At 39.5% G+C, this 26909-nt stretch carries 26 protein-coding genes and 1 other annotated feature; of the genes, 23 read left to right on the plus strand and 3 right to left on the minus strand.

Annotation, left to right across the window (positions count from 1 at the left end):
- Positions 1-160 precede the first annotated feature (160 nt).
- The 5 genes from FC24_RS01085 to FC24_RS01105 all read left to right on the plus strand — a co-directional run bounded on the left by FC24_RS01085 (position 161) and on the right by FC24_RS01105 (position 6271).
- Positions 161-1486 carry a nitrogenase component 1 gene (locus tag FC24_RS01085; protein WP_057873024.1) on the plus strand — a complete coding sequence of 442 codons (1326 nt, stop codon included), beginning with the start codon at positions 161-163 and terminating at the stop codon, positions 1484-1486.
- Entirely contained in the window at positions 1483-2631 is a 1149-nt protein-coding gene (locus tag FC24_RS01090; RefSeq protein ID WP_057873025.1) for a nitrogenase component 1, read from the plus strand. The genes FC24_RS01085 and FC24_RS01090 overlap by 4 nt, the downstream gene beginning before the upstream one ends.
- A gap of 15 nt (positions 2632-2646) precedes the next feature.
- Positions 2647-3777, plus strand: a complete 1131-nt coding sequence (locus FC24_RS01095) for an ABC transporter substrate-binding protein (protein WP_157059062.1) — start codon at positions 2647-2649, stop codon at positions 3775-3777.
- 57 nt (positions 3778-3834) lie between these two features.
- Positions 3835-4968, plus strand: coding sequence for an ABC transporter substrate-binding protein (locus FC24_RS01100; protein WP_057873027.1), 1134 nt, complete (start codon positions 3835-3837; stop codon positions 4966-4968).
- Positions 4969-5416: 448 nt separating this feature from the next.
- Positions 5417-6271, plus strand: coding sequence for an N-acetylmuramoyl-L-alanine amidase family protein (locus tag FC24_RS01105; protein ID WP_057873028.1), 855 nt, complete (start codon positions 5417-5419; stop codon positions 6269-6271).
- A 16-nt stretch (positions 6272-6287) separates the two neighbouring features.
- On the opposite strand, the gene FC24_RS01110 is transcribed toward FC24_RS01105, so the two are convergent.
- Positions 6288-7181 (minus strand): LysR family transcriptional regulator, encoded by an 894-nt coding sequence (locus tag FC24_RS01110; RefSeq protein ID WP_057873029.1) that lies wholly within the window; start codon positions 7179-7181, stop codon positions 6288-6290.
- A 121-nt stretch (positions 7182-7302) separates the two neighbouring features.
- On the opposite strand from FC24_RS01110, the gene FC24_RS01115 reads away from it, so the two are divergent.
- The 9 genes from FC24_RS01115 (at position 7303) to FC24_RS01155 (ending at position 16072) form a co-directional block, all read left to right on the plus strand.
- Positions 7303-8931: a malolactic enzyme gene (locus FC24_RS01115; RefSeq protein WP_057873030.1), complete on the plus strand. Its 1629-nt coding sequence runs from the start codon at positions 7303-7305 to the stop codon at positions 8929-8931.
- A 12-nt stretch (positions 8932-8943) separates the two neighbouring features.
- Complete coding sequence (locus FC24_RS01120; RefSeq protein ID WP_057873031.1) at positions 8944-9903, plus strand: AEC family transporter; 960 nt, start codon at positions 8944-8946, stop codon at positions 9901-9903.
- Between the two features lie 173 nt (positions 9904-10076).
- Positions 10077-11051 carry a beta-ketoacyl-ACP synthase III gene (locus FC24_RS01125; RefSeq protein WP_057873032.1) on the plus strand — a complete coding sequence of 325 codons (975 nt, stop codon included), beginning with the start codon at positions 10077-10079 and terminating at the stop codon, positions 11049-11051.
- 14 nt (positions 11052-11065) lie between these two features.
- Positions 11066-11461, plus strand: a complete 396-nt coding sequence (locus FC24_RS01130; RefSeq protein ID WP_057873033.1) for an acetyl-CoA carboxylase biotin carboxyl carrier protein — start codon at positions 11066-11068, stop codon at positions 11459-11461.
- The gene (locus FC24_RS01135; RefSeq protein ID WP_057873034.1) at positions 11461-12786 is read left to right on the plus strand and encodes an acetyl-CoA carboxylase biotin carboxylase subunit; all 1326 of its coding nucleotides are present in this window, start codon (positions 11461-11463) and stop codon (positions 12784-12786) included. Before FC24_RS01130 ends, FC24_RS01135 begins: the two co-directional genes overlap by 1 nt.
- The gene (locus FC24_RS01140; RefSeq protein ID WP_057873035.1) at positions 12783-13562 is read left to right on the plus strand and encodes an acetyl-CoA carboxylase carboxyltransferase subunit beta; all 780 of its coding nucleotides are present in this window, start codon (positions 12783-12785) and stop codon (positions 13560-13562) included. The genes FC24_RS01135 and FC24_RS01140 overlap by 4 nt, the downstream gene beginning before the upstream one ends.
- 13 nt (positions 13563-13575) lie before the next feature.
- Entirely contained in the window at positions 13576-14334 is a 759-nt protein-coding gene (gene accA, locus FC24_RS01145) for a carboxyltransferase subunit alpha (RefSeq protein WP_057873036.1), read from the plus strand.
- Between the two features lie 81 nt (positions 14335-14415).
- A complete protein-coding gene (locus FC24_RS01150; RefSeq protein WP_057873037.1) occupies positions 14416-15354 on the plus strand; it encodes an AEC family transporter in 939 nt (312 codons plus the stop codon).
- Positions 15355-15400: 46 nt separating this feature from the next.
- Complete coding sequence (locus tag FC24_RS01155) at positions 15401-16072, plus strand: 2,3-bisphosphoglycerate-dependent phosphoglycerate mutase (protein WP_057873038.1); 672 nt, start codon at positions 15401-15403, stop codon at positions 16070-16072.
- A 103-nt stretch (positions 16073-16175) separates the two neighbouring features.
- On the opposite strand, the gene FC24_RS01160 is transcribed toward FC24_RS01155, so the two are convergent.
- Both FC24_RS01160 and FC24_RS01165 read right to left on the minus strand, forming a co-directional pair.
- A complete protein-coding gene (locus FC24_RS01160; protein WP_057873039.1) occupies positions 16176-17507 on the minus strand; it encodes a C1 family peptidase in 1332 nt (443 codons plus the stop codon).
- A 76-nt stretch (positions 17508-17583) separates the two neighbouring features.
- Entirely contained in the window at positions 17584-17862 is a 279-nt protein-coding gene (locus tag FC24_RS01165) for a GNAT family N-acetyltransferase (protein WP_057873040.1), read from the minus strand.
- Positions 17863-18052: 190 nt separating this feature from the next.
- Here FC24_RS01165 and FC24_RS01170 point away from each other — a divergent pair, with 190 nt between their 5' ends.
- The 9 genes from FC24_RS01170 (at position 18053) to FC24_RS01210 (ending at position 26804) form a co-directional block, all read left to right on the plus strand.
- Complete coding sequence (locus FC24_RS01170; protein ID WP_057873041.1) at positions 18053-18589, plus strand: dCTP deaminase/dUTPase family protein; 537 nt, start codon at positions 18053-18055, stop codon at positions 18587-18589.
- Between the two features lie 77 nt (positions 18590-18666).
- On the plus strand, positions 18667-20037 hold the full coding sequence (radA, locus tag FC24_RS01175) for a DNA repair protein RadA (RefSeq protein WP_057873042.1): 1371 nt from the start codon (positions 18667-18669) through the stop codon (positions 20035-20037).
- Positions 20038-20052: 15 nt separating this feature from the next.
- A complete protein-coding gene (locus tag FC24_RS01180; RefSeq protein WP_057873043.1) occupies positions 20053-21192 on the plus strand; it encodes a PIN/TRAM domain-containing protein in 1140 nt (379 codons plus the stop codon).
- A gap of 103 nt (positions 21193-21295) precedes the next feature.
- Positions 21296-22783, plus strand: a complete 1488-nt coding sequence (gene gltX / locus FC24_RS01185) for a glutamate--tRNA ligase (protein WP_057873044.1) — start codon at positions 21296-21298, stop codon at positions 22781-22783.
- Positions 22779-22986 (plus strand) — a binding site (T-box leader). (Overlaps the previous gene by 5 nt.)
- Before the next feature lie 54 nt (positions 22987-23040).
- Positions 23041-24450, plus strand: a complete 1410-nt coding sequence (gene cysS / locus FC24_RS01190) for a cysteine--tRNA ligase (protein ID WP_057873045.1) — start codon at positions 23041-23043, stop codon at positions 24448-24450.
- The gene (locus tag FC24_RS01195) at positions 24447-24863 is read left to right on the plus strand and encodes a Mini-ribonuclease 3 (protein WP_057873046.1); all 417 of its coding nucleotides are present in this window, start codon (positions 24447-24449) and stop codon (positions 24861-24863) included. Before cysS ends, FC24_RS01195 begins: the two co-directional genes overlap by 4 nt.
- The gene (gene rlmB, locus FC24_RS01200) at positions 24850-25629 is read left to right on the plus strand and encodes a 23S rRNA (guanosine(2251)-2'-O)-methyltransferase RlmB (RefSeq protein WP_057873047.1); all 780 of its coding nucleotides are present in this window, start codon (positions 24850-24852) and stop codon (positions 25627-25629) included. Before FC24_RS01195 ends, rlmB begins: the two co-directional genes overlap by 14 nt.
- On the plus strand, positions 25626-26162 hold the full coding sequence (locus tag FC24_RS01205) for an NYN domain-containing protein (protein WP_057873048.1): 537 nt from the start codon (positions 25626-25628) through the stop codon (positions 26160-26162). Before rlmB ends, FC24_RS01205 begins: the two co-directional genes overlap by 4 nt.
- 66 nt (positions 26163-26228) lie before the next feature.
- Complete coding sequence (locus FC24_RS01210; protein WP_057873049.1) at positions 26229-26804, plus strand: helix-turn-helix domain-containing protein; 576 nt, start codon at positions 26229-26231, stop codon at positions 26802-26804.
- Positions 26805-26909 lie beyond the last annotated feature (105 nt).

Here is a 26909-nt window from a genome sequence, read left to right on the forward strand (position 1 = left end):
TTATGGGTTTTTCTGTCCATTAATATGTTCAACTTAAATTTTACAATCTACCAAATAAAAAAGTTGACGAAGGAAAAAGCCAATCCAACCTAATTTTAAATTATTTTTGGAATGATAATGAATTAACCAAAAGGATCGTTACTAATTGTGAGGTGCTATCATGTTAAAAAATATGCAGTCAGAAGTGAAATTAACACGCATACCAATCAGTGAAGCAAAATTTCCCCATCCTTTTCCCATTGGTTTGGAGTATTCTGCGCCGGCCCGCGGCCATTGGACAATTGCACACGTGGCGTTATCGCTGCCCCAAGCGCATTTAATTTATGTTTGTCCTAAAGGGTGTTTGCGTGGTGTTGTCCTTACTGCTGCCGAACTAGGTGTTTCAGATCGCTTTTCTACGATTGAAGTTAGTGAAGAAAATGTGCTTGAAGGGGATATGGAAGATCAAGTTATTAATGGTGTTGGTCATATCATTGAGGAACTGCCTGAGAAGCCACCGGCGATCTTGGTATTTACTAGCTGCATTCATCAATTTCTAGGCATTGATTTACATTTAGTTTATGACACATTACGTACTAACCATCCGGATATTCAATTCACAGATTGTTACATGAATCCAATTATGCGTAAAGGAAAATGGAATCCAGATCAAAAAATGCGGCGTCAGTTATATACGTTACTAAAACCTGCCCCGCTGGATAAAAAATCAATTAATATCATTGGCAACGATTTCCCGCTAGATCATAGTAGCGATTTATACCGATTATTAGCTGAAAATGGATACCTTATTCGGGAAGTGGCCAGTTCAAAAGACTATGCTGCATACCAGAAAATGGCAACCAGCGTGCTCGCCATTACGACTCGTGCACCAGCAATTGCTGCTGGAAAATATATGAAAATTAAATTTGGTCAACAGCATTTACATTTGCCATTCAGCTACGATTACCAAGAGATCAGTCAAAATCTACAAAAATTAAGTGATCAATTGGGATTAGATTATCAACCAGACCCGCAGTTGATCCAGCGTTGTGAAAAAGCTTTAGCAAAAGCACATCAAATTATTGGCAATACACCGATTGCGATCGACTATACTTTTAGCTCACGCTCATTAGGCTTGGCGCGTTTATTATTAGCCCATGGCTTTAACGTTAAAACTGTATACATTGATGAATTTGAGGAAGAAGACAAAGTCGATATTGCTGCTTTACAAAAGTTAGCACCGCAATTGGAATTGCGGCCGACAATTGATGTTGGGATGAGAGCAGCACCACGTGGCAGTCAGGAAAAAGTGCTGGCGTTAGGGCAGAAGGCAGCTTATTTTTTGGACAGTTGTTATTTTGTCAATATTGTTGAAGGTGCTGGCTTATATGGCTTTGACGGGATTTGTCGATTGGCTGAAGAAATGATTGCAGCTTTCCAGACGCCTAAGGATACCAAATCACTGATTCAAATTAAGGGGCTTAATTGGGGGTGTGGTTGTATATGAAACATACGGCGCAGATTATTTCTACTTATACTTGTGACACTTCGGGGGTTTGCTCAGCACTTTATGAGCTAGGCGGCATGACCGTCATGCATGATGCAGCAGGTTATGCTGGTATTTATAGTACACATGATGAACCACGCTGGTATGATATGGCAAGCTCAGTGTTTATTTCTGGGTTAACAGAAACTGAAGCCATTCTTGGAGATGATGATAAGTTTATCAATGATACAGTCACTGCAGCACAGCGGCTACAGCCGAATTTTATTGCGTTAACTGGATCGCCGATTCCGATGGTAATAGGCACAGATTTTCCAGCGTTGGCGCGAGAAATTGAAAATGCGACTGGGATAATGACTTTTGGCTTTGATACTGATGGGATGCATTCTTATATTTCCGGAGCTAGCTTAGCTTATGCAGAATTGGCAAAACGTGTTTGTCAAAATGTGGATGTGAAAGCTGCATCTTTAGCAGTTAATTTATTAGGTGTAACCCCGCTGGACTTCTCGCTCAATGGAACTGTAGCAGCGATGGAGGCTATTTTAAAAAAACGTGGCCTTAATATTCAATCGAATTGGGCTATGGGCGGGACTTTTACTGATATTAAAAAGTCAGCAGCGGCACAAGTAAATTTAGTGGTTTCAGCTGCTGGATTATCCGCAGCTAAAATCCTACAACAACGTTTTGGTATTCCGTATGTGATCGGCACACCTTATGGCGAAAAACTAACGGATAAAATTGTTTCTGCAATTAAAGCGGCGGCAAATACAGGAAAAAATCAATTAGTTTGCTTACCACATCCTGATAAGCAGACTGTAATCATTGGCGAAAGCATTAACCGTTTATCATTGGCAAATGCATTATATGATGTCACTGGTAAAGGTGCAACTGTACTTTGCCCAGTAGATACAGCACCAGAATTATTATCACCAGGGTGCCTTACCGTTAGTGATGAAGATGAATTGAAACCTTATCTGGCTCAAGCTAATACCATTATTGCAGATCCCTTGTACCAACCGATTTGTCCATCAACTACCAATTTCATTCCTGCATCACACGAAGCTTTTTCTGGGCGAGTTTATCATGATTCGATGCCAAATTTTGTCGATTATTTTGATGAATTTTTAGTAAAGTTTCAGGCTGTTTAGTGCGGAGGAGTATTAATGATGAAGAAATTAATTAAATCAGGGATCACGTTATTGTCTGTTTTTATGATGATACTGCCATTCACAGGATGCCGTAACAGCCAGCAGGCAAACAAAAACATGACTAATAATACTAAATCTACACAGGTAATTACGGATCAAGCAGGCGATAAGGTTACTGTGCCAAAGAAGATTAAACGAATTGCTGTCGTTGGTATTTTGCCATTGCCATCGGTTTTAACAGTGTTTTTTAATTCAGCAAATAAATTGGTAACAATACCACAGCCCAGCATGGCGGCAGCAAAAAATGGCACTTTATCACAACTCTATCCACAAATATTGAAAACTAAAACAAGTGGCAATGATGGTGCGGATATTAATACGGAAGATTTAAAGAAAACTAATCCGGACGTTGTTTTTTATAAAGCTGAAGATACAAGCATGAAGAAAAAACTGACAACCGCTGGTTTTGTAGCTGTTGGAATTTCAACAGAAAAATGGCACCATGATCCAATTTTAACTTTAAATCATTGGATTTCATTACTATCTGAAATGTTTCCAAAAAATCGTAAAGCAAAAATTGTAAAAAATTATAGCAATCAAGCTTATAAATTAGTACAAAAACGCATAGAAAACATTGATTCAACTCAACAACAAAAAGTTTTCTTTTTGTTTCAATATGATGGTTCAACGATACTTACTTCTGGAAAAAATCATTGGGGCAATTATTGGGCAAATGCAGTCGGAGCAAAGAATATTGTCAATAATAATGGGCTAACAGTACAAGTTACAATGGAACAAGTATATAAATGGAATCCAGAAAAGATTTTTATTACTAACTTTACACCTGCACAGCCTAGAGATCTTTATGAGAATAAAATGGGTCATGATGATTGGAGCAAAGTTAAAGCCGTACAGAATAAACAAGTGTATAAAATGCCTTTAGGAATGTACCGTAGTTATACACCGGGGGCAGATACGCCGATCACCTTGCTTTGGATGGCAAAAACAGCTTATCCGGATAAATTTGCGGATATTAATATTATTACTGAAACTAAAGACTATTATAAAAAGGTATTTAATGTTGAGTTAACCACCCAGCAAGCTGAGAGAATCTTTAATCCGTCTTCAAAAGCTTCAGCTTACTAGACATTTAAGACATTACGATTTAATAACTTGTCATTGTCTTTTGGAGGAACATTGATTATGAAAAAATTTGTAAAATTATTTGTCAAGGTATTGGCTATTTTTGTATTAGTCCTACCATTAGCTGGTTGTGATAATCGCAATACTAATAAGAATAGTCAAATTCGTGAAACAACCAAAACAATCACGGATCAAGCAGGCGATAAAGTACAAGTGCCACGGAAAATCAAACGGGTAGCAGTGGTTGGTTCTGTTTGGCCATTACCTTCGGTTTTAGCGGTGTTCTTTAATTCTGCCAATAAAATTGTGACCATGCCTGAGCCCAGTATGGTAGCGGCTAAAAATAATTTGTTATCTGAATTGTATCCTGGGATTTTAAAAGCAAAAACCAGTTTTAATGATGGTGTTGATATTAACACGGAAGAATTAAAAAAGGTTAAACCAGATGTTGTTTTTTATGGTGCAGAAAATACTAAAATGGGGAAACAATTGAAAGATGCTGATTTCACAGCGGTTGGTGTTTCAGTAGGTAAATGGCACGGTAATGCGATTAAAACCTTGAATAATTGGATTAAGCTTTTATCTAAAGTCTTTCCTAAAAGCGATAAAGCAAAAATAGTTGCAAATTATAGTGATCAAGTTTATACACGGTTTCAAAAACGGGTGAAAAATATTAGCCCAGAAAAACAACAGAAAGTTTTCTTCTTACGTCAATATAATAGTACAGAAATTTTAACTGGTGGGGTTGATTCGTTTGCACAATATTGGGCAGATGCAATCGGTGCGAAAAATGTTGTCAATATTCCGCATTCAAATAATTTGACGCGCGTTAATATGGAGCAAATTTATAAATTGAACCCTGATAAAATTTTGATTACTAACTTTAATACTGCCCAGCCTGAAGATCTTTATCATAATACAGTAGGTAATTATGATTGGGGTAAAGTTAATGCAATTAAAAATAAGCAAGCTTATAAAATGCCAATGGGAATGTACCGCAGTTACACGCCAGGTGTCGATACACCAATCACTTTATTGTGGTTAGCGAAAACAGTTTATCCTGAACAATTCAAGGATATTAATATTATTGATGAAACCAAAACATATTATAAAAAAGTATTTAATATTAATTTAACTACTCAACAAGCAAACAAAATTTTCACCCCAACTGCAGCTAGTTGGCAAAGCAATTAAGTATTATGATACGGAAATAGTTATCTGTAAATTGAGTAAGAAACAAAATGGAAATACCAGTCATTTTCTAATGACTGGTATTTTTTAGTTTTGTAGGTTTTCAGGACAGTATTATAACGGTGTAAAAAAAGCTTCATTGCAAGTTTGGGCAACTCTAGTTGTAAATATTTGAGCTAAAATAATCTTGTGGTATTTCACAACAGTTCACTATAAAAATGGTATGGTGCAGTTAAATTTGACTAATGCCTAATTTAGTGTTGGCACTTTAATTCGTCATTAAACGTTATTTATAAAATTTTAAGTAAATTCCACTATTTAGTTAGATTAATTAATTTTAATTCGGTAAAATAAAACATTATCTTTTTAAGTTTAAGTTTAGGTCGGTGCGTTAAACTTAATTAACAACAAATTAAAATGTTTTAGTAAAAGGGTGACACGCGTGCGGAGAATGCAACGGCGGAAGAAACGGGTAAATCGGTTAAGATTATTTCAATTACTTTTGTTATTAGTGATTTGCGGTGCATTTTGGTTGGGAATCGATCATTACCGGCAGCGCCAACAAATTACGATAACCGCGCCAGCTTTAATTGTGCGGTCAGCGCCTAATTCTAGTCGTGAGGTGACTACAATTACTAAGAACACAACCGTTACGCGTTTAAAACAAAGAAAAGGCTGGGTTAAAATTTTTTATCGCGGTAAAATAGGCTGGCTGCCAACTTGGCTCATTCATAGTCAATATGACGCAACTAAAGCTACTGATCGGTTAGCAGAACAAACAATCGTCATTGATGCTGGGCATGGTGGCTCTGATTCTGGTGCGTTAGCTACTAATGGCACTTATGAGAAATATTATACATTAAAAATGGCACAAGCTTTGGCAACTAAATTAAAAACTAGTGCCGCCCGTGTTATTATGACTCGAAGTCATGATCAAAGCGTGGCTTTGCGCCAGCGTCCTGCACTTGCTAATCAAGTTGGTGCAAGTTTATTCATTAGCTTTCACTTTGATTCGACACCTGAAGCAGACACTGCTTCAGGATTTACCACTTATTATTATCATGCAGCAAGTAAAAAATTTGCTCAAACTTTGTCGCAACAATTAAATTCATTGGCTTTGACTAATCGCGGTACTGCTTATGGTAATTTTCAAGTTATTCGAGATAGTACGATGCCAGCTGTTTTATTGGAGATGGGTTATATCAATGACACCACTGATTACCAGTCGATTAGTTCGGCAAGTTACCAGCAACAAGTTGCACAATTAATCTATCAAGGTTTACAAAAATATACGGCGACTAACTAGTCTTAAGAAAGTGTCACTAAACTTCCATGGTAGTGAATCCTTTTCGCAATTGGGCAAACAATTGTTTTTTTAACGGTGATTGAGTTTGATTTTGACGATAGGCTAAAGAAATTAAAAATTGTGGTTGTCTGTTATCGGAGAGTTTTAGCGGCACAATGGTGTCTGTTTGCGTTAAAGCTAATGAGGTTAAAAAACCAATGCCGATATTTTGGGCAACCATATTTTTTAATAAATTAATGTCAGGTGTTGTGTAGATGATTTCAGGCTTGAATCCAGCAGGCTTTGCAAGTTGTTGCAAAGCTAACGGGTGAACAAAGCCTTCTTGTAATGTAATGAATTTTTCTGTCGCTAATTGCTTAAAACTAACTTGTGTCTGTTTTGCTAGTGGATGCTGTGGACTAACGATCAATTTAAAAGGCCAGTTTGTTAAAACTTGGGCTTGAACAACCTGATCAGTTAAAGGCTGGATTGACCCTAATAAAGCCATGTCTAATTTACCTGCTTTTAATTGATCTAGTAAAGCTGCGGAACCGGCCTCGGTAGTATTAAGGTGTTGAATCAAATTATGCTGAGCTAAATAACTTGCCAAATGCGGAAAGTAATAAGTACCAATAATCGGTGGTAATCCAAAACGGATTTTAGCTTGTTTGGTACTGGCAAGTTCTTGTTTTGCAATTGTCAGTTCGTGTAGGATTAACTTAGCATGCTGGAAGAATTGTTGTCCGGCCAGTGTCAGCTCAATCTGGCGGTGTGATTGATCTCGTTGAAGCAGACTAACTTGCAATTCTTTTTCTAAACGTTTAATGGCGTAGGTGATAGTAGGTTGGCTAACGTGAAATTGCTGTGCCGCTGCGGTGTAATTTTTTAGTTTAGCTAAAGCAACAAAATAATTTAAGTCGCGAAAATTCATGTTGGATGGCCCCTTTCAAAGTTCATATAAAATTTATTTAGGCTAACCCTTTGGTTTGACTATAAGAAAAAGTAACAATAAACTATAGTCATAATTTAAAGCAATAAGGGAGTGCTTATTGATGAAAAATGGTGTTGCAATTTTAAATGATCCATTCTTAAATAAAGGAACAGCTTTTACACCAAAAGAGCGAGAAAAATTAGGTTTAACAGGTTTGTTACCACCGCGGGTGCAAACATTATCGGAACAGGCAAAACAAGCCTATCAACAATATCAGTCCAAAACATCTGATTTAGAGAAACGCTTGTTTTTGATGACTATTTTTAATACAAACCGCGTTTTATTCTATCAATTGTTTAGCCAACATTTGGTAGAGTTTATGCCAATTGTTTATGACCCTACCATTGCGGAAAACATTGAACAGTACAGTGAATTATTTGTGCAACCACAAGGTGCCGCTTTTTTGTCAATCGATCAGCCGAAAAGCATTAAAACAACTTTAAAGCAAGCTGCTGCTGGTCGTCAAATTAAATTAATCGTTGTAACCGATGCTGAAGGCATTTTAGGCATTGGTGATTGGGGAACAAATGGTGTTGATATTGCCGTGGGCAAATTGATGGTCTATACTGCCGCTGCGGGGATTGATCCAAGTACTGTGTTACCAGTTGTCTTAGATGTTGGGACGAATAATCAGCAATTGTTAAAGGATCCCTTGTATCTTGGCAATCGGCATCAGCGCATCCAGGGCCAGCAGTACCAACAATTTGTCGATCAATTTGTGCAAGCAGCTACTGATTTATTTCCAGAATTATACTTGCATTGGGAAGATTTTGGACGAAATAATGCTGCTAACATTTTGAATCGGTATCAAACTAAAATGACCACCTTTAATGACGATATTCAAGGAACTGGTATTATCGTTTTGGCCGGTATTTTAGGTGGTCTGCAAATTTCTGGTGAAAAATTCACGGACCAAATTTATCTTTCCTTTGGTGCTGGCACTGCTGGTGCTGGCATCACGAAACGCATTTTTGCCGAAATGGTAGAACAAGGGATGTCACCAGAAGAAGCGCGGAAGCATTTTTACTTGGTAGATAAACAAGGATTATTATTTGCGGACGATCCAACGCTGACACCGGAGCAAAAACCATTTGCCCGGCAGCGGAATGAATTTTCTGATCCGGACGCGTTAACCAATTTGGAAGCTGTTGTTAAGGCAGTTCATCCGACCATTTTAGTGGGGACTTCAACGCAACCGGGTACTTTCACAGAAGCTGTTGTTAAAGAAATGGCAGCTCATACAGAGCGGCCAATGATTTTCCCGTTATCTAATCCGACTAAACTTGCTGAAGCAAAAGCTGAAGATTTGATAAAATGGACATCTGGACGTGCCTTAGTCGCAACCGGTGTACCGGCAGCAGATGTTCACTATCACGGTGTGACTTATCAAATTGGTCAAGCCAATAATGCTTTGGTTTACCCAGGATTAGGATTGGGTACACTAGCAGCACATGCTAAATTACTCAATGATGTGATGATTTCAGCAGCTGCGCATTCATTGGGTGGTATTGTTGATTCAGCACAGCCAGGAGCGGCTGTTTTGCCTCCAGTTTCCAAGTTAGCAGCCTTTTCTCAAACAGTTGCGCAAGCAGTGGTAAAAAGTGCAGTAAAACAAGGTTTAAATCAGCAGCCAATTCATGATGTGAAAGCTGCAGTAGAAGCAATGAAGTGGCAACCAGAATATAAGTAGTGAGGTGCAAGTATGACTGCGTTTGTAACATCAATCGAAAGTGTTGTTGAAATTATTTTGGTCATTGCGTTAGGCTTTTATTTGCGCAAAAAAAATAAATTCGATGATCAATTTAAAACTAGTATTTCTTTTTTAATTATGAATATTGCGTTACCTGCGTCCATTTTTTCATCAGTTTTAAAGTATCTGACGCGAGAAAAGTTAATTGGTCTGTCCAGCGGTCTTTTATACGCTTCCGGTAGTTTCATTATCGGTTATATTATTGCTTGGGTATTGACCAAATTATTGCACGTACGGCCTGGGCGCCGGGGGACTTTTATTAATATGTTCGTCAACGCTAACACCATTTTTATTGGCCTGCCTTTAAACTTAGCACTTTTTGGAGAAGCCAGCATGCCTTACTTTTTAATTTACTATGTGCTAAATACGGTATCTACTTGGGCAATTGGCGTTTTCTTCATCACTAATGATGATCCAACAAAGGATAAAAGTACGGCTAAATTTAACTGGCGTAAACTATTACCAGCACCATTAGTAGGCTTTTTAGTTGCTTTAGTCTTCTTATTGTTGGCAATTCCAGTACCAAACTGGGTTAATAGTACGTTAACCATGGTCGGTGGTATTGTTACGCCGATGTCGTTAATTTATATTGGCATTGTGTTAGCAGATGCTGGGTTAGCTTCGATCCACTTTGATCGAGATACAATTTGGGCATTATTAGGCCGGTTTATTTTCACACCGGCTGTCATGATCGGTATTTTAATGTTAGCCACGCATGGTGGTGCGCAAATTCCTAATTTGGAATCTAGCACTTTAATTATTCAAGCGGCAGCACCTGGATTAGCAGTTTTGCCAATTCTGGCTGGACAAGCGCATGGTGATGTGGAATATGCAACAAATGTTGTCACCACAAGTACCGTTTTGTTTGTTGTTGTCGTACCAATTTTAATGCAATTAGTTCAATTAGTTTAAAACGATTGACGTCTCGTAATCATTTAGTAATAACTGATGATTGCGAGACATTTTTAATTTGAATTCTTAATAAAAAGTCAAGTTCTGTATCAGTGACTTGTTTATCCCGATTAGGCTTATTATAATTAATTTGTTTAGAAAAAATTATACGTTGTAGGTAAGGAGCTTAGTTCATGTCAAATCATGTCACGCTTGCGGCAAGTGCTAAATATGTTCCAACGCATGTCATCACAAATGCGGCATTAAGTCAGTTAATGCCGACTAGCGACCAGTGGATTCAAAGTCACACCGGCATCAAGACCCGGCACATTGCGCTAGGGGAAAACACGTCTGAGCTAGCTGGCAAAGTTGCACAACGACTGTTAAAGCAAAGTGGCATTGCCGCTGAAGCCATTGATTTAATTATTGTGTCAACCATTACCCCAGATTACTTGACACCAGCAACAGCTTGCCTAGTTCAAGATAAAATTGGTGCTGTCAATGCCATGGCATTTGATGTTAGTGCGGCCTGTGCGGGATTTATTTTTGCAGCAGATACTGCAGAAAAGTTTTTGCGTCAAGGTAAATTTAAACACGCGTTGGTGATTAGTGCTGAAACTAACAGTAAAATGTTGGATTGGCAAGATCGAACCACAGCAGTTTTCTTTGGTGATGGTGCTGGGGGTGTCTTGTTATCGCAAACGCAAGTTGCAGAAAAAGAGAGTTTTATCGCTAGCCGTGTCCAAAATGACGGGCGGCGCCATGATGTGATTGAAAGTGGTGGTGTTGCACCTTTAACACAAGTGACGACGCCGCATAAACCGATGATCGCTCCTTTTACCATGCAAGGACGGGCTGTCTTTGAATTTGCAACGACCACCGTACCGCAGCAAATCTTAACGTTGCTAAAAGCTAATCATTTGACGCCGGATGACGTCGATCTGTTTATTTGCCATCAAGCAAATTTACGGATTATTGAAAAAATTGCGGCAACTTTAAAGCAACCCATGACGAAATTTCCTGTCAATGTTACACGTTATGGTAATACATCTTCTGCTGGTGTACCAATGGCTTTAGCGGAAGCTTATCCTAATGCAAAAGGTAAATTGGCAGTTTTAGCAGGCTTTGGTGGTGGCTTAGCTTATGGTAGTCTGTTAATGCGATTATAGAAAGAGGATTTGGGATGGACAAAAAACACATTGCTGATTTATTAGCCGTTTTAGATAAGAGCAATTTTGATGATATTGAATTGCGCGATGCTGATCTGTACTTACATGTACGCCGGGGGGAAGTAGCACATGCACCGGCTACCAAACCAGCTGCTGTTCGACCAACAAATGGTAAAGTGGTAAAAAGCCCGATGGTAGGAATTGTTCATTTGTTAGATGATGCAAAAAAGCCTTTTGTGGAAGTGGGGCAAACAGTAAAACCGGGTACAACTTTAGCACAGATTGAAAGTATGAAGTTGTTTAATGATATTACTAGTCCAGTGGCGGGCACGGTGGCTGCCATTCATGTGAGTGATAAGCAAACCGTGGCGTATGCCACACCATTATTTGAGATTACTGAGGCAGACTAATGTTTAGAAAAATTTTGATCGCGAATCGTGGTGAAGTAGCACTACGGATCATTCGCGCTTGTCAACAATTGAAGATCGCTACTGTTGCTGTTTATGCGCAAGCAGAGCAACATAGTTTATTTGTCCAACAAGCAGATGAAGCGTATTGTGTAGGTCCAGACACTGCGCAATCTAGTTATTTAAACCGAGAAGGTATCTTGATGACAGCATTGCTCAGTGGCGCAGATGCAATTCATCCGGGTTATGGTTTTCTAGCTGAGGACGCCGTGTTTGCTCAGATGTGTGCCGAATGCGGCTTGACGTTTATCGGACCAAAAGCATCAGTTATTGAATTATTGGCAGATAAAGCTGCGGCAAAAAAGTTTGCCCGTCAACAAGGCGTCCCTGTAATTCCTGGTGGCATGCAGTTGAAAAATGAACAAGATCTACGAACCAAAGCCAAACAATTGGGCTATCCTGTGATGTTGAAAGCCAATTTTGGTGGTGGTGGTAAAGGTATGCGCGTTTTGGCATCAGACCACGAACTGCGCCATCAATATCACCTGATTCAAGAAGAAGCGCGCCAAGCCTTTTTAAATGATGCGGTTTATTTAGAAAAATATTTACCCCATGCTCGGCACATTGAAGTTCAGATTTTACAAGATCATAATGGACATCTGCAAATTTTAGGGGACCGTGAGTGTAGTTTACAGCGTCACCATCAAAAAGTTGTCGAAGAAAGTCCGGCGGCTATTTTGCAGCCACAGCAACGGCAAACGCTTTATCAATTGGCGCAGCGGTTAATGGCTGGCTTAGCCTATACTGGTTTAGGGACTTTGGAATTTTTATTTACTGGGCAGCAGTTTTATTTTCTGGAGATGAATACTCGACTACAGGTCGAACATGCTGTAACAGAAATGACAACTGGCGCGGATTTGGTCACAACACAAATTCAAGTTGCAGCTGGTAAAACCGTACAACCTAAAATTGCAACTTTTAAGGGCCATGCCATTGAAGTCCGGCTCAATGCGCAACCACAGGAAAATTTGTTAGCTACAGGTCAATTAACGAAGTTCCGTTTATTTACTGGTGCACGTGTTGAAACTGGGTATCGTGAAGGTGATCAGATATTACCTTATTATGATGCATTAATTGCAAAAATTTTGGTTAAGCAGCCTACCCGGTTACAAGCCGTTACTAAAATGCAATGTTGTTTACAACGAGTACAAATCAGCGGTATTGGGACTAATTTGCCTTTGTTAAAGCAAATTATGGGTTTGCCTAGTTATCGGGCTAATTTAGTTGATATCCACTTTTTGGCCCACTTGGTAGGTGATGCACAATGAGTCACTTCCCTAAAAAGGGATTATGGCAACAGTGCCCGCGCTGTCATCGGCACGTTCATCGATTAGAGTGGGGTCAGTTGCGAATTTGTCCTTATTGTGGTTATTATTTAAGATTAACAGCCAAACAACGAATTCAACAATTAACTACTGGAAACGATTTTATTAGATTACCAAAACTTGCGGAACACACAGTACCATTTACTTTTCCTGGCTATCAGCAAAAATTAGCACAAGCACGAGAAAAAACCGGTTTAAAAGAAGCTTTTGTTGCGGGACAGGCACAATTGGCAGGTGCTACGTTTATCTTAGGTGTAATGGATAGCCATTTTATGATGGGAACATTGAATATTGTGGTCGGTGCACGACTGCGACAAGCTATTGAAACAGCTAAGCAACGAAAACTACCTTTGATTTTGGTCATTGCATCTGGTGGTGCACGCATGCAAGAAGGTATTTTATCTTTATTGCAGATGAATACTGTTTTGGCGGCTTATGACGCGTTAAATGCAGCTGGATTGTTTACTTTAAACATTTTAACTGATCCGACTATGGGTGGTGTTAGTGCTAGTTTTGCCTTTGCGGCAGATATTGTATTAGCAGAAGCTGGGGCAACTATTGGTTTTGCTGGCAAACGGGTAATTGAAGCAACTAGTCACGAAGTGCTGCCTACTGATTTTCAAACGGCAGATAGTTTATACCGACAAGGTCAACTTGACGCAGTCGTTCAACGTTCAAATTTAACGGCAGTCGTCAGTCAGCTGCTCAGATTACATTAAGAGGAATTAAGTTATGTTAAAAGACCAATTAAAACAAATACGTTCGTCTAAGCGATTAAGTGCTGCAACCGTAATTACTGCATTAACGACGGATTTTTTTGCGCTCCACGGTGATGGGTATCAAGGCGATGATCCTGCAGTAACAGTTGGCTTTGGCCGCTTTATGCGGCAAACTGTTTTGATGATTGGTGTCAATCGGGGCGCGACCATTCAGCAACGCTTGGCCTATCATTTTGGGGCGGTTAGTCCAGCAGGTTACCGGAAAGTAAACCGTGGCTTGAAACAAGCCGCTAAGTTTCATTGGCCAGTTATTTCATTAATTAATATGCCCGGTGCGGCAGCAGACGTTGCAGCTGAACGTACTGGACAAAGCCAGGCAATTGCAGCGACCATTCGCCAAATGGGGCAATTACCTGTTCCTAATATCGCTGTCTTTTTGGGTGAAGGTCAAAGTGGTGGTGCATTGGCTTTGGCAAACTGTAATCGGATTTTAATGTTGGGAAATAGTTTGTATTCAGTGGCTTCACCGGAAGCGGTGCAAGCAATTTTGAAAAATCGGCGACAGGAACTAACTGCCTATTTACCGATGACTGCGCCGCAGCTACTGAAATTAGGGTTGGCAGATCAGGTGATTACTGAAGATCAGCACACAGTGCAACGGCTGCAACGAGCATTGACGACACAATTGACGGAGCTACAAACCTGGTCGCCTGCTAAGCTTAAGCAACAACGTCAAGCTAAATATTTAGCTTTAGTGGCACCATCGGATTAAAGCCGCAATTTTTTAAAAAATTTTATTGAAAAGCCTGTGAAAATGTTATACTGATAAGTATTACAGGGTAGGTGTCATTTGATGAGTGTCTTTTTAGACAGTATTAGCGGGGTACTGGTTATTTTAGTGATGGTCTTAGTTGGCTATTTTTTGGCTCGTGCTGGCTGGTTTGATGATCATAGTAGTCGGTTGATTGCCCGGTTAGTGACACAAGTTGCATTACCATGCTATATGTTAGATACAATCACTAAAAATTTTACTGCAACGGAATTAAGCCAGCTACTACCAAATTTAAAATTTCCAGTGGTCTCTATGTTGATTCTATTCGGTATTTCTGTTGCGGCTGCTCGGCTATTACAAATTCGTCATAATCGTCGCGGTCTATTTGAATCAATGTTTTTTAATTCTAATACAGTCTTTATTGGCTTGCCAATTAACATGGCGTTGTTTGGCGCTAAAAGTGTTCCTTACGTGTTAGTTTATTACATGGCAAACACAACTTTCTTTTGGACTTTAGGGGTTTATCTAATTAAACGGGATGGTTGGCAAACAGCAAAATTTAATTGGCTAACGACGCTTAAAAAGATTTTTTCGCCGCCGTTATTAGGTTTTTTATTAGCGGTTGTGCTAGTTTTATTACGAATTCAGCTACCTAAATTTTTGCTTTCTGATTTCAATTATATTGGTAGTTTAACCATTCCTTTATCAATGATTTTTATTGGCATTGCTATTGCTGGTGCAGGTGTTAAACAATTACGATTTGATCGCTATACGATTGGGATTTTAGTTGGTCGTTTTATCTTACCGCCACTTTTAATGAGTGCGTTAGTGTTGCCAGCAGCTGTGCCTGCACTGATGAAGCAAGTTTTTATTTTGCAATCAGCCATGCCAGTGATGACCAACGCGCCTGTTGTTGCCAAGCTGTATGGTGCAGATGCTGATTATGCTGCTTTAATGGTAACAGCGTCTACTTTATTAAGTTTACTTGTGATTCCAATTTTAATGACCATTTTACGTTGATGATTAAGTTTAAGATGATATAGATGATAAGTTGAGGAGGAACAAAATGGCACAGCTGGTTTTATTACGACATGGACAAAGCCAAGCAAATCAAGATAATGTGTACACCGGTTGGTCAGATGTCCCATTAACCACACACGGTGCGACGGAAGCAAGACAAGCAGGAAAATGTTTGGCTGGCTATCATTTTAACTTCACCGCTGTGCACACTTCGGTTTTACAGCGAGCTATTATCACTGCTAATATTGTGATGGCTGAATTAGATATCAGCGATTTGCCTCTATACAAAACTTGGCGTTTAAATGAACGGCATTATGGTGCTTTGCGGGGGCAAAATAAAGCAGTAACGCGTAAACTATTTGGCCCTAAGCAAGTGGCATTGTGGCGTCGTAGTTACCGGACAGTTCCACCTAAATTAGCGCATCCTGATCATGACCGGCGTTATACGCGTTTGGGTTATGAGTTTGAGCCGTTAGCAGAGAGTTTGGAAATGGCCTTAGCCCGGTTGGTACCATATTGGGTGGATCATGTTGGTCCACAATTAATTGATGGTCATGATCAGTTGATTGTCGCGCATGGGAGTACTATCCGCGCATTAATTAAGTATTTAGAAGGCATATCAGATCAAGACATCGATAAAGTTGAGGTGGCTAACGGACAGCCGATTGTTTATACACTAGATCGCCGCTTACAAATTAAAGATAAGCTTGTTTTATAATGATTGGGATTTGATAAAAACAGCCGACCGATTTCATTGTCCAAATGAATCGGTCGGCTGTTGCAATTTCAGTTATTAGTTTTTACACGAAGTGAATATCTTTTTATGCTAGCGCGCCCATTGGATCCCATGGTGCTAAAACTTTTGGATCTTCTTTGGTTGCTTTTAATAGGTCGTCAGAAAGGTATTTTTTATTGATGACAATTTGGTAAACGTATTGGTCTAACCAAGCGTCACTCATTACAAAATAACCTTTTTCACCAACTTTATTACCCCAAGAATTTTCAACTTTCCATTTTGTTGGTTTGCCTGCAACTAAGTCAACGCCAGTGATGACCATGGCATGTGTCATCATGCTTTCCCCATAATCTAATCGTTGTGCCTTAGTCATATCTAAATCAACGTTGAAAAGTGCATTTTTATCATAAATAGCAGTGTCCATGATACCTAATTTACGATCGGAAGATTGTCCAACATCGCAACCAAACCAAACACTTTCACCAGCTTGCAATTGTTTGATTGCCAACTGTTTGAAAGTATTGATATCAAGATTAAGGTGACGTACTTGTCGACCGCCTACAACATTGCCTAGCATTTCAACTGTATAAAGATGATTGTAAGGTTTATCAGCTGTTGGTGCATTAATAATTGACTGGTATTGATCTAAATCCCAGCCCACATATTTTTCAAAAAAGCGCTGTGGCGTTAAATCACGGTCTGAATGATAGTGGTTATCTTTATCGCGGTATTGGAAATCAAACTTCATTGGCGGTTCGCCTAAAGCATAGACTAATAAACGATAATCTTGACTTAAGAAGCGATTTTTTGCTGCAGCAATGTCAGCTTCACTTGCTTTATCAGCAACCATTTGCCGCAAGCTAACCGCATCTTTACGTAATTTAAGGTTTAATGTGGCGTTAATTTCGTTTGAACGCTCACTATTATAGGTTTCTGGCATAACAGATTGCGGCACAATACCGTATTTAGCAATTAATGCTGTCAACATATCCCACTGACCACCATCTTGTTGCGGTGTTGCCAATAAAAATGCAACTTTTCGACTAGATAATGGTTGGTCAGCTGTATTTAAAATGTTTTCATAAAAATAGTTTGCCTTCTCAAACTTATCCCAAAAATTAGTGTAATTTTGGGAGAGTTCAAAATCTTTTAAATTAAACTGTGCCGCGATGCTACGCCGCATGGTATTTAAAGCGGCGAACATCCAGCAGCGACCGCTTTGTTTTTGATCGGAAACTTTTTCCGCTGCTAGGTCGATTGAAAAAGTTGGGGTCATCGCAACCTTTGAATCGGTGTTTTCACTAGTTGCTAAAATCCCATTATTCATTACGGCGCGTTTTAAGGCCGCTGCCTGCGGCTCCTGATGTAATTTTGCTTGATAATCTGAAATGGCTTCTTTACTAATTTCTTTTGCCAAGAATCATCACTCCTTTAATGTGATATTAAGTCTATTCTAACCTTTTACTTCATGATTTGTCAGCTAACTAAATGTATTATTGTGCGACAATGTCTGCATATTGAGGTTGCTTAGCAAAAAATTTCTTAGCGTAAGGACAAATGGGTAAAATTTTTGCCTGTTTCTTTTTGGCATAAGTGATCATCGTTTCAATTAATTGACGGGCAATGCCTTGTCCGCGGTGATCTTCTCGAACAAATGTGTGGTCGACAGCTAAAATTTGACCATTTTTGAGTGTTTGAAAAGTTACTTCGGCCACCAAACGCCCAGTTGCATCGTTATTATAAAAACGGCCGGGTTCATACGCAAATTCCATAAGGAACCTCCTCAATAATAATGATTAAATTTATTGTAAAGTTTGTTTTAGTAAAAGGCAAGAAAACGATTTAAAGACACTAGTTTCATGGTGTATAAAAAGTGGCACTTGATTACCCATTTAAAGGAATAAATGCTATGATTAAAGGCGTTAGATAACCAGCAAGTAAACGGAATAAGGGAGTTATTTTATGAAACGTGGATTTGAAATTGTAACCCACTACCAAGAGGCCAATTTACAATTACCTCAGCGTGCAACTAAACAAGCAGCCGGCTATGATTTTCGGGCAGCAGTTGATTTTAAACTGCCCAGTATTTGGCGTAGGCCTTTTTTATACTGGTTGTGGCAGGCGCGAAAGCAACAAGCGTTAACCGACCAAGACTATTTAGCCGCTGAGAAAACGTTGCGGCCGCTTTTAGTTCCTACTGGAATCAAAGCTTACATGCAACCGGATGAATACTTATTATTAGCTAACCGCTCTAGTGGTCCGATTAAACGCGGGTTAATTTTACCTAATGGCATTGGGATTGTAGATGCTGATTATTATAATAATGCTAAAAATGAAGGCGAAATTTTCTTTCAGTTAGTTAATTTAGGTATTCGTGATGTGGTGATTAAAAAGGGTGACCGCATCGGCCAGGGTATTTTTATGCCTTATTTACAAGCTGATGGTGATCGTGGAGGACTAAGCACTCGTACTGGCGGTTTTGGTTCTTCTGGGCGTTAATATCCGCCGAAGGTTGGATTTTAAGTCCGTTAATAAGCGCTAAACTAAAATTAATACTCTAGAAAAGGATGTCTGCTGTGGCAAAACCAAAAACACAATTTGTCTGTCAAAATTGTGGCTATAATTCTCCGCGCTATTTAGGTCGTTGCCCGAATTGCGGTGCTTGGAACCAAATGGTAGAAGAAAAATTGCCCACAAAAAATAAAGAAGTACACGCACAGTCTAATTTAGCTGGCCAAATTGCCAAACCCCGGCTACTGACTAGTGTGAATGTCGAAAAAGAACCACGGGTAAAAACCCAATTAGCTGAATTGAACCGAGTATTAGGCGGTGGCATTGTCCCTGGCTCTTTAGTGTTAGTTGGTGGTGATCCTGGTATTGGAAAATCAACTTTACTGTTACAAGTTTCTGGCCAGTTGAGCCGCCATCAAGAGAAGGTTCTCTATGTGTCGGGTGAGGAAAGTGCGGTTCAGATTAAAATGCGCGCCGATCGTTTAGGTGTCGGCAATAGCCAATTATATTTGTACCCAGAAACGGATATGGGCAGCATTCAACAACAAGTAAAACAATTGCAGCCAGATTATTTAGTGATTGATTCCATTCAGACCATGCAGGAACCGGATTTAAATTCAGCTGTCGGTAGTGTTGCACAAGTTCGCGAAGTAACGGCAGATTTGATGAGATTAGCAAAGCAAAATCAAATTACTGTCTTTATCGTCGGGCATGTAACTAAGGGTGGTGCTATTGCTGGGCCTAAAATTTTGGAACACATGGTGGATACAGTTTTATATTTTGAAGGTGATCAACAACGGACTTACCGAATTTTACGTGCTGTGAAAAACCGGTTTGGCTCTACTAATGAAATCGGGATTTTTGAAATGCAGATGGACGGGTTACACGAGGTCGCTAATCCATCAGAAATTTTTTTAGAGGAGCGTCTTGCTGGCGCCACTGGTTCTGCGGTAGTGGTGTCATTAGAAGGAACACGGCCCATTTTAGTTGAAATTCAAGCGCTGATTACCCCCACTGTTTTCGGCAACGCGCAACGGACGACTACTGGGATTGACCGTAACCGTGCCGCGTTGATTATGGCAGTTTTAGAAAAGCGGGCCAATTTAATGTTGCAAAATCAAGATGCCTATTTAAAGGCTGCCGGAGGTGTTAAACTAAATGAACCGGCGATTGATTTGGCTGTAGCAGTTAGCATTGCATCTTCTTACCGGGATAAAGAAACGCAAGCGCGTGATTGTTTTGTGGGTGAATTAGGATTGACTGGTGAAGTTCGTAGTGTTAATCGCATTGAACAACGGATTAATGAAGCGGCTAAATTAGGATTCAAGCGCATTTTTATTCCCAAAAATAATACAAAGCGCTTACAAGTTCCTAAAACGATTCAAGTGATCGGCGTGACCACGATTGCAGAAGCACTGAAAAAAGCATTTGATTGAAAGAAGGTGACAAGCATGAAAAAAAGAATTATTATCGGATTGATCATTGTGATTGGGGCCTCGCTAACCGGTACATTTTTACCTTTATTGTGGCAATTAGTCGGTTTAGGGGCCATCCACTATTTAAATAATTTATTAGTTAATGTTTTAGTTGGTGCAATTATTTCTTATTTTCTTTCATTCTTTTTGGTGGGACCAATCATCGGTGTGTTTGATAGATTGCTCAAACGGACAGAAACTTTTATCGGGAAACAAACACCGACTTATTTACTTTTTGGTAGTTTAGCGACTATTATCGGCCTAATTTTGGCAAATATTATTTCAATTCCGCTGTACCGGATGGATTTTTTCTTAATGAATACGTTGCTACCTATTATTTTGATGATTTTATTGGGATACATCGGTTTTCGAATTGGGACCACCAGAACGGAAGATTGGCGTCGTTTACTACAAATTCGGACTAAAAAAGCTACAATTGAAACGCCTGAAGAACAAGCAAAAGTTTTAGATCGGAAAGTAGACGATAATTTTCACAAATACAAAGTTTTGGATACTAGTGTGATTATTGATGGGCGAATTTATGAAATTGCGCAAACTGGTTTTATCGAGGGCACATTATTGATTCCTAACTTTGTTTTACATGAATTGCAATTAATTGCTGATTCAGCGGATTCATTAAAACGCACGCGTGGTCGCCGCGGACTAGACATTTTGAATGATTTGCAGAAAACAGATGCTATGCCGGTTGAAATGTATGAAGGTGACTTTGAAGATCTAACTGAAGTTGACGGTAAACTCATCAGGTTAGCCAAGTTAGTGGATGGCATTGTGGTTACTAACGACTATAATCTAAATAAAGTCAGCCAATTTCAAAATGTGCCGGTATTAAACATTAATGAATTAGCCAATACTTTGAAGCCAGCTGTTATTCCTGGTGATCAGATGACGGTGCGCGTCGTTAAATCTGGTACTGAGCGTCAACAAGGTGTTGCTTATTTGGATGACGGTACTATGGTGGTAGTAGAAGATGGTAAGTATTACATGCATAAATCATTGGCAGTAACTGTTACTAGTGCATTGCAAACGGCAGCTGGCCGCATGATTTTCACAAAACCTGCTCACGCACAAAAAAGTCTACGTGAACATAATAAATAAATTACCTGGTTACCTTTACAAGTATTTGATTGACCAGTAAAATTAGAAGTACTGTATGAGTTAGCTTAATTTAAAAAGGAAAATTGAAAGAGGCGGAATTTAATTGGCAAATAAAAATATTCGTGTTCGCTATGCACCAAGTCCAACCGGACATTTGCATATTGGTAATGCACGGACGGCATTGTTCAACTATCTTTTTGCACGGCATAATAAGGGTAAATTCATTATCCGAATTGAAGATACAGACGCGAAGAGAAACGTTGAAGGTGGCGAAAAAAGCCAATTAACCATGTTAAAATGGTTAGGCATGGATTGGGATGAAGGCCCAGATAAGCCAGGCGATGTTGGTCCGTATCGGCAATCAGAACGTGGTGATATCTACCGGCCGTTAATTCAAGAATTAGTTGATAAAGGCTTGGCCTATGAATCTTACATCAGTGAAGATGAGTTAAAAGCGCAGCGTGAAGCACAAAAAGCACGGCACGAGATGCCACATTACGAAGATGAATATGCTGGCTTAACAGCTGAAGAAAAAGCCGCTAAAATTGCAAAGGCAAAAGCTGCAGGAGTTAAACCTGTCATTCGTTTTCGTGTGCCAGTGCATAAAAACTACACCTTTGATGATTTAGTTAAGGGTCACATTGAATTTGATTCAGATTCAATTGGTGGTGATTTCGTCATCATGAAGCGAGATGGAATGCCAACCTATAACTTTGCGGTTGTGGTTGATGACCACTTAATGAAAATCACGCATGTTTTACGTGGTGATGATCACATTGCCAATACGCCTAAACAATTGATGATTTACGAAGCATTTGGCTGGGAACCACCAGTTTTTGGACACATGACGTTAATTATTAATACACGGACTGGTAAGAAGTTATCCAAGCGTGATGAATCAACTTTACAATTCATTGAGCAATACCGTGAATTGGGTTATTTACCAGAAGGCATGTTTAATTTCATTACTTTGTTAGGCTGGTCGCCAGTAGGTGAAGATGAAATCTTCAATCGGAAACAGTTGATTAAAATGTTTGACCCGAAGCGGTTAAGTCGTTCACCAGCTAAATTTGACGCTAAAAAGTTGGAATGGGTCAATAATCAGTACATGAAAAAGACGGATAGCAACCGCGTAACCGATATGGGCATATATCAATTAATTAAAGCAGGTCGAATTCCAGAAAATCCAGATGCTAAAACGATAGAATGGGCACGGACATTAATTGGTTTATACCATGATCAGATGAGTTATGCAGCACAGGTTGTGGAAGAGTCGGCTGTTTTCTTCACAGAGCCACCTAAACTTGATGATGCTGCTTTAAAAGAACTTGCAGTTGAATCGGCGCCTACTGTTTTACAAAAATTTGCGGAATTAAGTAAGCAGATTAAAATTTTTGATGCAGTTGAAATCAACCGTGTTATCCAGCAAGTACGAGCAGAAACCGGCGTTAAAGGTCGTCAATTGTACATGCCAATTCGGATTGCAACAACACGGGCAACTCACGGGCCGGCGATTGCCGAATCTATTGAGTTGTTAGGCCGTGAAAAAGCTATGCATCATTTAGCGGTCACATTAAATGAATTAAACTAAAACGATGATAAGAATAAGTAGCTTCTTTTAGCTTGACAGAGAGCGCTCAGTAGCTGTAAAAGCGTAGTTAAACGGAGTGAAATGCCTCTTTGAGTGCGACTATGATTAAAGTAGTAGTCGTCGGAATCATTCACGTTAACGAATGAAAAAGGAAGTTTATTTAGCTTCAAAGAAAAGTGGGACCACGGTAAAGCGTCTTTTGATGAAAAATCAAAAGGCGCTTTTACTTCATGATAAATAATTTGGAGGTGGCAGTTTTGCTTCAAGTTTATAATACTTTAACGCGGAAAAAAGAAGTTTTTAAGCCCTTAACACCTGGAAAGGTTAAAATGTATGTCTGTGGGCCAACGGTTTATAATTACATTCACATTGGTAATGCGCGCTCAGCAATTGCGTTTGATACCATTCGGCGGTATCTTGAATTTCGGGGTTTTGATGTTGATTATGTCTCTAATTTTACTGATGTCGATGATAAAATGATTAAACAAGCTCAAAAAGATGGGGTAACAGTACCGCAGTTAGCTGCTAAATATATTGCTGCGTTTAATCAGGATACAGCGGCATTAAACATTGAACCGGCAACAGTTCGACCACGGGCGACGGAAAACATTCCAGAAATTATCGCCTTCATTCAGGCGTTGTTGGACAAAGGCTATGCTTACACTGTAGCTGGTGATGTTTATTATCATGCCCGTAAATTTAAACACTATGGCCAGCTATCAGATCAAAATATTGATCAATTAGAACAAGGCGCTAGTGAGCACACTGTTGATGAAGAAACAAAACGGAAGCAAGATCCAATTGATTTTGCGCTGTGGAAAGCGGCTAAGCCAAATGAGATTGCTTGGGACGCACCATGGGGTCGCGGACGACCAGGTTGGCACATTGAATGCTCTGTAATGTCAATTAAATATTTAGGGCCAACTTTTGATATTCATGGTGGTGGCCAAGATTTAGAATTTCCGCACCATGAAAATGAAATTGCGCAAAGTGAGGCTAAGACTGGACAAACATTTGCCAACTATTGGTTACACAATGGTTTTGTTACCATTGGTGCGGACGATGAAAAAATGAGTAAATCATTAGGTAACTTTGTGACAGTGCATGACTTATTAAAGAAAATCGATCCGCAAGTGATCCGCTTTTTTATGGCAACCACACAATATCGGCGTCCCATCCGCTATAGTCAGGAAACTCTAGCAGAAGCAGCTAATAATTTGCAAAAATTGCGTATTGCTTATGACAATTTAAACTACCGTAAAAAGCAGACTGTTACAGGTCATGATCAGCAAGTCGATCAGCAACTTGCTGATTTAACCCAGGCATTTATAACTGCGATGGATGACGATTTTAACGTACAAAATGGGATGACCCAAGTTTATGAATTAGCTAAATTAATGAATATTTACAGCGAGCAGCCAGAAGTGCACGCGGCAACATTGCAACAATTATTGACCAGCTTTACAGATTGGCTACAAATTTTTGGTGTAACGTTTAAACCAACTGCTTTGTTGGATCAAGACATTGAAAATCTGTTAAAAGAACGCCAGATGGCACGAAAACAAAAAAATTATCAGCGCAGCGATGAAATCCGTGATTTATTGCGAAAACAAGGAATTTTATTGGAAGATACACCGCAAGGGACGCGCTGGCGGAGGCAATCATGACAGAAAAGGTAGATTATCAGCAATTAAATGGCATTGCGCTAGCCTATATGGGTGATGCGAGTTATGAAGTTTATATTCGGCGACATTTACTGAGTAAAGGAATCACAAAACCGACTAGGTTACAGCACCGAGCAACTTATTTTGTTTCTGCTAAGGCACAAGCAGGATTGCTTAAAATGATGTTAAAACAAAATATTTTAACTGATGAGGAGCAGAGCTTTTATAAACGTGGGCGTAACGCTAATAGTCATACGCACGCTAAAAATACTAGTGCAGTCACTTACCGAATTTCAACCGGTTTTGAAGCGTTAATCGGGTATTTAGCGCTTAGTAATCAGTCGCAACGGCTAGAGGAACTTGTGAATTGGTGCATTGCCAAAGTGGAAGAAGGTGCCATTCATGGGCAAAAATAATCAGCACAGCCAAGCAGCTGATTTTGTGATTGGCCGTCATGCTGCGCAAGAAACGCTGCAAACGGAAGGGGCTAAGCGAATCAATAAATTATTTTTGCAAGCTGGTTTGAAGGCAGGGGCCTTAGAAAGTTTACAGAAAAAAGCAAAAGCCCAAAAAATACCAGTGCAACGGGTGCCTAAAACAAAATTAGATTTGATGAGTGATCATGGCAATCACCAAGGCGTTGTTTTAGCGATTACGCCGTATGCTTATGTTGATTTAGATACATTGTTTTCACGTGCTGCAGCTAAAAAGCAGCCACCATTTTTCTTAATGCTGGATGAAATTGAAGATCCCCATAATTTAGGATCAATTATGCGGACTGCTGATGCAGTTGGCGTCCACGGCATTATCATTCCTAAGCGGCGTTCCGTTGGCTTAACTAGCACTGTAGCAAAAACATCGACTGGTGCCATTGAGCATGTACCAGTTGTCCGAGTAACTAACCTAGTGGCCACGGCTAAAGAATTAAAGCAACGTGGTGTTTGGTTATTTGGTACCGATATGGCAGGAACAGACTATCGGGATTGGAATGCACAAGGTGCCATTACGATTGTGATTGGCAACGAAGGCAAGGGCATTTCTCCGTTATTAAAAAAGGAAATGGATGAAATTGTCACTTTACCGATGATCGGACACGTTCAGAGTTTAAATGCTAGTGTTGCAACTGGCTTATTACTTTATCAAGCACTAACAGTTAAACAGAAAAATGGTGAATTACCATGAAACATGAAATTTTGATTATTGATGGTTACAATGTTATCGGTAATTGGCCAGAGTTAGCCAAATTAAAGAATGCAGACCAACTCGCTGATGCGCGCGATCAGTTGTTAGCCCAATTAGCAGAATTCCGTAAATATGAAGATGCTAAAATTATTTTAGTGTTTGATGCAATGTATGTACCAGGGATTACACAGAGTTACGCTCAGTATGACCTGCAGGTTGTTTGGACACAAGAAGATGAAACTGCAGATAGTTACATTGAAAAATTAGCAGGTAAATTACAAAATCGTTTGAATCAGGTTACGGTGGTGACTAGTGACCAAGCTGAACAATGGACAGTCTTTTCTCGTGGTGCTTTTCGAATTTCTTCACGTGAATTTAAATTAATGATTAACCGCGCTAAAGCAGAAATTGCACAGGATGTTCGGCATTATCGAGAAAGTGAACGTAATCGTCGTTCACCTTGGGACACACAGCAGTTATTTTCCCTTGCGCGTTTGCGGGATCAATTAGCACAGGATAAATCGGCCAAATAAACATGAGTTCGCTTGTAAAGCGCTTTCTAACTTGCTAAATTAATAATGCGTGCTTGTTAAAACAAAATGATGGAGACAAAAGAATTAATTTTGAATGCTGCTAATGGTGATTCGCAAGCATTAGAGCAACTATTTCAGCGCTACCGACCAATGCTAAAAAAGATGCAGCAAAGGTATTATTTACATCTTTTAGATGCAGATGATTGGGATCAGGAAGCGCGGCTAGTCTGTTTCCGTGCTGCGCAAAGGTACCGTGAAGATACGCGGTTGACTTTTGGTCGCTACTATCAAAGGTGCTTACTTTGCCGAATTTATACTTTGATTCGACGACAGAATGCAAAGAAACGACAGATTGATCGACACACTGTGCCTTTAGATAAGCTCGAAGTTAAACAGCAGCTTAGTGCACGCGGTTCTTTTCAATCTTTTAATCAAGTTTTTATTCGCGCAAACGCAACAGATTTTATTCGACAGTTATCAGATTTAGAGCGGGCCGTGTTTTATCAAGAATTAGCCATTAAGCATAGCGCATCAAGTACCTTCTTAGTCGCTGAGATTACTGATTTACAAAGGCGTAATGCACTGGAACGCTGTCGGCGCAAATTAAAACGCTATTTAGCTGATCAAGCGTTAGTTCAATAAGGCTAGTTAGTTGAATCATCAGTAGTAACAAAAGCTTAGTAACTGGGCATTAAGCTACTGAGCAATGTGTTCATCAAAAAAGCAGGAAGCATCAGCAATTAATTT

Source organism: Loigolactobacillus rennini DSM 20253 (genome assembly GCF_001436505.1).
Taxonomy (GTDB): Bacteria; Bacillota; Bacilli; order Lactobacillales; family Lactobacillaceae; genus Loigolactobacillus; species Loigolactobacillus rennini.